Consider the following 6,978-nt stretch of genomic DNA (forward strand, 5'->3'; position numbering starts at 1 on the left):
AACCGTAGACTCAGTCATTTCTGGTAGACCATTAACGGCTTCGGTCGTGAGGTTTTCACCCAATGTACCGACACGCACGTTTAGGTCAAACTCAGCATTGATTTTGTCATAAGTCGCAGGTGCCAGTTGATGCACCGCTTTTAGTGGGCCACCATGATGTTTGCGATCGGCTTGCTCATCCGTCGTTAACCCCATGAAGTTGACCGCAACAGGTGCTTTAACTGGCGCTTTATCAATGGCGCTCATTTCTTCGCGCGCGAATGGCATGGCCTTACCAGCGCGGACACAGGTTAGGGTGGCGATATGTAAGGGTAGGGTATCATTAAAGTCTGATTTGGGGTCTTCTGTCGTTGGTAACGTCGGTATCATCGATTCTGTACTCATAAGCGATTCTGATTTATTTAAGGTCTGATCAACAGACCCTAGTATCGACTATAGCGTAATTGTGAACCATTTTCAGAATATTTATTAGGGATAGAGACAGTGTTTTTTGCATAAAAAAGACCAGAATAGTGATTCTGGTCTTTTTGGTAGTGCATGTTTTAATGTTGGACGGATATCGTAATCAACAATCTTATTTGACTTTGTTACGACGGCCTGCCGTTTTCTTTTCACGCGGGGTCGCAACTAGCTCAGCCAATTGGTCAGGTGATGACCACAGACCTTCTAGGTCATAGAACTCACGTGCTTGAGGCGTCATAATGTGGACGACAACAGCGCCCAAATCAATCAATGTCCAGTCAGAGTCGATACCGCCTTCACGGCCAAGTGGCATAAAGCCCGCTTGCTTCGCCTCTGCGCCGACACTGTCAGCCATTGCGCGTACATGGCGCTTAGAGGTACCGTTAGCGATGACGATGCGTTCTGTTACGTCAGTTAATGCTTCTACATTCATTACAGTGATGTTCTTTGCTTTCATATCGTCTAGAGCATTTTCAACAACGGCTAAGCATTTTTTTAAACGTTCTTCAGTCATGGTATTGGTCATAAATTTTGATCTCTTGAATCGTAAATATTAAAAATAAAAAAGGTAAATCGTCAATTTGCATGCGTTGGCATTGTCGAATGAGCTAGATGTCGCCCGTCACGTATAGAGACAGGGTAGGCAAAATGACAAAGATAAGGCGATTTTAACGGAATTGAGCAGCAGAATATAGCTGATGGGTGATAATATATTGATAAACAGCAGGATTTAGCCATTTAGCTAATGGATTGGGTTCAGTATTGTCCATGATATCATTTATTGGTTGCAAAGATGCGATTTGCGTTTCGGCAGTGTGCTTTATATTTAATGCGTGAGGGGGATTGTGAAGTTGCTGACGTACTTGCGTGCTAGATACGGCGGTCACAGGGCGCGCGTCTACGTAAATACTGCCTTGGTGTTTATTATTTTGTAAGCGACTGCTATTTGCGGCTATATGAGAGTTAGCTGTTATGAGTTCATTGGGCGAACTAATAATGAGAGGCTGTAGTTGATTGGGTAATTGCGCTTGCAGCTCAGACACAGAAACGTCTTGGTTCATGGTGTTTTTGTTCATGAGCTTTTCATTGGTTTGAGAAGAGCCGCTATCGTTGTCATAAGTCTCAGATAAGCTATCACGATTAAAAACCCACAGATTGACATAATCAGTCAGCTCAAGCCCTTGTTTCCATTTAGTCAAACTTAGCGCGCTGTCCATACCAATGATAAATATCAAACTGTCATTCGGATAGCGCTGCCGTAACGCCCGTACGCTATCGATGGTATAGACAGGTGGTGTTTGCCAAAGCTCAAGCTCGTCTATCCGTATGGGAGTATTTAGTGTTGCGAGCTTTAACATGGCTAAGCGATGATTAGGATCGGTGCTTTGTTGTTTAAAAGGTGAGCGAGCATTAGGTAACAGTGACACATGCAGCTCACGATTTAGCTGCTTGGCTAGTGGCAATAAATGCTGATAAACGTACATCGCTATTTGCACATGACCTTTATGCACAGGATCAAATGAGCCACCAAGATACGCACGAATGGCAGGCGCAGGATATTGAGTCTGTTTATGGTTGGTGATATTAGACATAAATAAAGGGAGCAAATGGTTGGCAAGAAAATCTTACCGCAGGTTTAAAAGAGAGGGTAGCGCTATTGTAGTGGGCAAGCAGGTATATGTCACTAGGGCGTGTCCTCAATTCAATCGATAGCCATCTAAATAGGTTAAAAATGGCTAAATCTTGCCAAACGGCGTCAAATAGCTGACTAATATCTCGATATTATCTGCGCTGTTTTCCTTGTTTGACGACAATTTATCTCATTTTTATCACCATTTTTAAAATGAGGACACACCCTAGTAGCGCTCAAAACCCATAAACAGTATTAAATAAAAAATGCCTAAGAAAAAGCCGACTATCAATGAGGTAGTCGGCTTAATCACAGGATTTTTTACGATCTGATTGAGTGATTAAATGGCGTCACTATATGCCTGAATTGCAGTAAGCGCAACGGTGTAAATGATGTCATCAACCAACGCACCACGTGACAAATCGTTTACTGGTTTATTTAGACCTTGGAGCATCGGTCCAACACTCACAACGTTGGCACTACGCTGTACCGCTTTATAAGTGGTATTACCTGTATTGAGATCTGGGAAGATAAACACGTTTGCTTGACCAGCGACAGGCGAGTCAGGGGCTTTTTGTTTACCGACACTCATGACCGATGCGGCATCGTACTGTAGCGGGCCATCAACTGCTAGGTGAGGCGCGCGCTCACGGACTATTTGTGTGGCTTTGATGACTTTTTCGACATCTGCGCCTGTACCTGATGAGCCAGTTGAGTAGCTAATCATCGCAACTTTTGGTTCGATACCAAAGGCGGCGGCAGACTGAGCAGACTGGATAGCAATCTCTGCCAACTCTTCTGCATTAGGGTCTGGGTTAATCGCACAGTCACCATACACCACGACCTGCTCTGGTAGCAGCATAAAGAAGATTGATGATACCAATGAGTATTGTGGTGCAGTCTTAATCAATTGAAAAGCTGGACGCACAGTGTTGGCAGTGGTGTGGATAGCACCAGAGACTAGACCGTCAACCTCATCCATTTGTAGCATGATAGTGCCTAAGAATACCGTATCTTCGAGCTGTTCAGCGGCGACTTCTGGAGAAGTTTTTCCGTTACGGCGAGCAACCACTGCATCAATATACTTGCTCATATCAAGGCTGGCAGGATCGAGAATCTCTAAACCTTCTGGCAAGACAAGATCGCGGTTCTTAGCAACTTGCTCTACATCTTCGCGTTTTGCAAGTAGTACACAGTCAGCGATACCACGGCTTTGACAGATACAGGCAGCTTCTACTGTACGTGGTTCAGACCCTTCAGGCAGTACCACACGTTTTTTGGCATTTTGTGCTTTTTTGACGACCTGATGACGGAAGGCAGCTGGTGATAAACGTGGCTTATACTCACCGCTGAACTGCTCTTTGATCCAACCTAAATCTAAGTGTGCAGCCACATAACGTGTTACTTCTAGGGCGCGTTCAGTATCATCACTTGGAATCTCAGCACTCATGTGTAATAAGCTCTGTACGGTCTCAAAGCTATCTGCTTCGACACTCATGACAGGAATACCTGTCTTAAGAGCTGATTGCCATAGCTCAGCCACGGTCGCATTTGGTGACACGCCACCAGTCAGTACCAAGCCTGCTAATGGCACACCATTGATACAAGCCAAAGCCGCAGCGAGTAACAAGTCATCACGGTCACCAGGTACGACGATGAGTGTGCCACGTTTGAACACTTCGTCTACCCGTGTCACTGAGCGTGCAGTTAGGCTAATCTTGTTGATACGACGTGTTTTGGCTTCACCAACATTGATCCAAGTGGCATCAAGTTCGGTGGCGATATCCCAAGTACGAGGTACAGATAATGAGTCGCTAAATGGCACCACACCAATTAGGCGAAACTGTTCGGTATCAAAAGAAGGAGATAAGCGCTGTACTTCTTGAACGAAATTTTCATCTAAACTCACAACCGCCTCACCTGGCGCGACTGGTTGATTCTCAAAAGTGTTTGGTAAGTCATGCACTCGCATCAGAATGCAGCCTAACGTGCGATCAGAGGCCATACCACCAAACTCACGCGCATGCACATCCAGCTTATCGGCTAAATAGGCTGGGTTTTTGGTATCGACCGTACTCACAAAGATGATTTTGGCATCTAAAGCATGGGCAATGGCACGGTTGATTTGTGCGGCATAAGAGGCTTCTGTGGTTGATACCAAGCCTTCACAGATGACGACACCATAATCACCTTCGATGGAGTGATAGTTTTCAACGACTTCTTCCATCAAGTCATCTAGATTGTCATCACCGATCATACGCTCGACGCGCTGACGGTTGATAGATTTGGGCGGTGTTAGACCAAATGCGTGCATGGTTAGTGCGCTTGAGCTGTCCAGACTATTCTGCTTGTCGAGCGTATCATCTTGCAGAAATGGTTTCATAAAACCGGCTTTAACACCGTTATAATCAAATGCACGAATAAGACCTAGTGCTGCTGATGTCACGCCGATACCGCGACTAATGGGAACAAGTAAAATGGTTTGCATAGTATATCCTACTATTTGTTTTGTTATATCTATGAAGGGGGTATTGCTGATTGGCTACAACGATGATGCTTGCTGCATCGTTCATTTGTAGTATTGACTGAGAATCGAGCAGCTACTCAAAGGCCTACGTTATATAAATAATTTTTATATAACATAAGCCATTAAGTAGGTATCGTTAGATAGCCAAGCTATTTTTATTTCAGACCTAATGCCTGACGGGTTTCTTTAGCAATCTGACATTCTTCATCAGTTGGAACAACCCACAGCTCAATGCTGCTATCTTGCTCTTGGAAGTTTCCTTCAGCACCACCGACCAGCTCATCGTTTTTGTCAGCATCAAAATTGATGCCGAAATGACGCATGACATCTAAGATACGCGCACGTGTGGTTGATGAGTTTTCACCAATACCACCAGTAAAGACAATACCAGTAAAGTCAGGCAGCGCACAGCTGAGGCTGGCTAGATATTTACCGACACGATAACAGAACATCTCGATGGCGAGCTGAGCATCTTTATGTCCCTCGTTTGCCGCTTGTTCGATAGTACGCAAGTCATTAGATAGACCTGAGATACCCAATAAGCCACTTTCGCTGTTGAGCATGGTATCTACTTCTTCTAAGCTCATACCCAACTTACGCTTGAGATGAATATGTAGGCTAGGATCGACGTCACCACTACGTGTGCCCATCATCAGACCTTCAAGTGGCGTCAGACCCATGCTAGTATCTAAGCTTTCACCATTATAGACAGCAGACGCTGAGCAACCGTTACCTAAGTGGGCGGTTAACCAACCATGTGGACCTTTGGTATCTGTGAGGGTGCTAGCACGCTCTGATACGTAGGCATGCGAAGTACCATGGAAGCCGTAACGACGGATTTTTTCTTCTTCGTATAATGCTTTTGGAATCGGATAGCGGTAGGCAACAGGTGGCATTGTTTGGTGAAAGGCAGTATCAAACACGACTACTTGTGGAATATCAGGATAAATGGCTTCAACCGCTTCAATACCTAAGGCGTTTGCTGGGTTGTGCAATGGCGCTAAGATTTTTAGGCGTTTTACTTCATCAAGTACGTGTTGGTCAACACGAACTGCTTTTGAGTATTCACGACCACCATGGACCACGCGATGACCAACAGCAATAAAATGATATTGCTCAAGTAGTGCTAGAATTTTTTGTAGAGCTAGCTCATGACGTCCACCAGGGATTGTGATTTCAAGTTTTTCACCGTTTAATGTAGTATGCTTGATGCGAGCGGTATCGAGCCCCAAGTTTTCGGCAAGTCCTGTAATACGGGTGGATTCGTCTTCGCTGATGAGTGCGTATTTGATTGAAGATGAACCGCAGTTCAGAACCAAGGTAGGGTTGATTAGTTTTGATCTGCCGGTATTGCGGTCATTAAAGATGGGGGTGCTATCGCTCATGCTCTATCCTTAGATTATGTTTTTTGATAAGTGGTAAATCATAGCGGATTAACTTCCGCTAAACAAACAAAAATCAGCAAACCTGTCATAAAAATGAACTAAGCGATAATTCGCTTACAGGTTTGCCAATAGATACTTACTGGTCACTTTACTTGGTTGCTTCTAGCAATTCATCAAACAAAGCAAATAATTTCGCAGTATAATGTAACATAATTAAAATCTTATACCACAGTAACTATAAGGTTTAAGATTGAACTTCGTCAAGTACTGTTACATCTGTACACCGGATATCGTTATAAAATGACAATTGCTATAAAGGCAGGATTGTCCACAATAAAAATTGTAAGAAAGTTTTTCAAGATTGTTTTTGCCCGTGTTTTTCGCTATGAAACGGCTCTAAATTTACAGCAAATGCCATGTAACTTTTCTAGTCTTCGTTTGGTAGTTTTCTGAGCCTACGTTAAAAAAACAGGCTCAAAAAACCATCGTTATCAGTAATATTTATAGATAATAAATACCGAAAAATTAGTGATCGAGCACACTTAAAAGGCATGCTTCTTTACTGGTACAATGCTATGCTGAAGCACTGTTTGGTGTCCAAAAGACCCTAAAAATGTTTTCAATAAATTATAATATTTTGAATAATTTACTTATATTCACCCTGCTGTAAGGTTATCTGTTTTATGCTTACTATACACCGTGTTTTAAATGTCAAGCACACCTATCGTTTATCTGTCAATACCAGTCGCCGTGCACTTTCTGCACTCATTATTGCTACTGCCATAGTAGGAATATCAGGCTGCGGACAAAAAGGTGACCTATACCTAGTAGATAATACAAGCTCAAATACGGTAGGTTCAGCGTTATTATCTGACACTGATGATTTATCAGAGACAGCATTGGCGAGTGATGAACAAAACTCCCGTGAGTTAGAGATAATGCTAGCAGACGTCAACGAAGACCCTAACGATTAT

General features: G+C 43.5%; 6 protein-coding genes. 1 reads left to right on the top strand and 5 read right to left on the bottom strand.

The window, feature by feature from the left end:
* The 5 genes from ACT3RN_RS13740 to ACT3RN_RS13760 all read right to left on the bottom strand — a co-directional run.
* Positions 1-384 (bottom strand): MOSC domain-containing protein (locus ACT3RN_RS13740; RefSeq protein WP_444518721.1); only part of this gene is annotated, 384 nt, incomplete at its 3' end.
* A gap of 190 nt (positions 385-574) precedes the next feature.
* Positions 575-988, bottom strand: a complete 414-nt coding sequence (gene rsfS, locus ACT3RN_RS13745; RefSeq protein ID WP_192520346.1) for a ribosome silencing factor — start codon at positions 986-988, stop codon at positions 575-577.
* A 142-nt stretch (positions 989-1,130) separates the two neighbouring features.
* On the bottom strand, positions 1,131-2,054 hold the full coding sequence (locus ACT3RN_RS13750) for a nicotinate-nicotinamide nucleotide adenylyltransferase (protein WP_192520345.1): 924 nt from the start codon (positions 2,052-2,054) through the stop codon (positions 1,131-1,133).
* Positions 2,055-2,432: 378 nt separating this feature from the next.
* Positions 2,433-4,580, bottom strand: coding sequence for a phosphate acetyltransferase (pta, locus tag ACT3RN_RS13755; RefSeq protein ID WP_192520344.1), 2,148 nt, complete (start codon positions 4,578-4,580; stop codon positions 2,433-2,435).
* 194 nt (positions 4,581-4,774) lie between these two features.
* Entirely contained in the window at positions 4,775-6,004 is a 1,230-nt protein-coding gene (locus tag ACT3RN_RS13760; protein ID WP_192520343.1) for an acetate/propionate family kinase, read from the bottom strand.
* Positions 6,005-6,687: 683 nt separating this feature from the next.
* Between ACT3RN_RS13760 and lptM the strand changes: the two genes are divergently transcribed.
* A partial coding sequence (gene lptM / locus ACT3RN_RS13765; protein ID WP_192520342.1) for an LPS translocon maturation chaperone LptM occupies positions 6,688-6,978 on the top strand: 291 nt, incomplete at its 3' end.

Origin of the sequence: Psychrobacter sp. AOP5-GZ1-6, from assembly GCF_052376345.1 — a bacterium.
Classification (GTDB): domain Bacteria; phylum Pseudomonadota; class Gammaproteobacteria; order Pseudomonadales; family Moraxellaceae; genus Psychrobacter.